Below are 764 nucleotides of genomic sequence, written 5' to 3'. Positions count from 1 at the left end.
TGGCGCGTCACCGATTGGTGATGCGTTTGCGATGTTGCCGCCCATGGTTCCGTTGTTACGAACTTGGCGTGCTGCGAAACGCTCTAGTAGCTGAGCGAACTCAGGGAAGTGCGCTTCTAATACTTTTTCGCAATCAGTCAGAGATGCTGCACCACCGATGGTGATGTAGTTAGCGTCTTCACTAATTGTTTTCAAGCTATCGATTTGATTGATTGCAACAAGCTTATTAATGCGACGATTCATTTGCGTCACTTCAAGTGCTAGATCGGTTGCACCGGCAACGATTCGTGCATCAGGATGGTGCGCAAGAATCTCTTTAAGCTCTGATTCGGTGCGAGCACTCCAAGATTGACCTTCTTCATTGGAGGTTTCACCTTTGTTTGAAGGTGATGTGCTAGAAGGTGTCCAAATTTCTGCTTTCACTTTGCCTGGGTATGATTTCATTGACTTCGCTGCGTCAATAATTGGCTTGTAGCCAGTGCAGCGGCAAAGGTTGCCAGAAAGTGCGTCGTAAATTTCGTGAAGTGTAAAAGTCTTATCTGAAGGTGTGTTTTCAAATAAAGCGGTTAAAGACATGATGATGCCAGGAGTACAGAAGCCGCATTGTGATCCATGCTTATCTACCATTGCTTGCTGCGCAGGGTGAAGCTCTGAACCATTAGCTAATGCTTCAACAGTAATAAGGCTTTTTCCGTCAATCTGTGCGAGGAAAGTGATGCATGAGTTGATCGCACGGTAATGCCATTCACCATTGTGCATTTCAC

At 45.9% G+C, this 764-nt stretch carries 1 protein-coding gene; it reads right to left on the bottom strand.

Annotation, left to right across the window (positions count from 1 at the left end; all coding sequences use genetic code 11):
* Nucleotides 1-764, bottom strand: a 764-nt coding sequence (locus tag A3739_RS10340; protein ID WP_197472262.1) for an FAD binding domain-containing protein, incomplete at both ends; no start/stop codon positions are given.

The organism is Oleiphilus sp. HI0067 (assembly GCF_001635735.1).
Note: the sequence above shows the minus strand (reverse complement) of the source record. Positions and strands in the feature narration are given on the sequence as shown.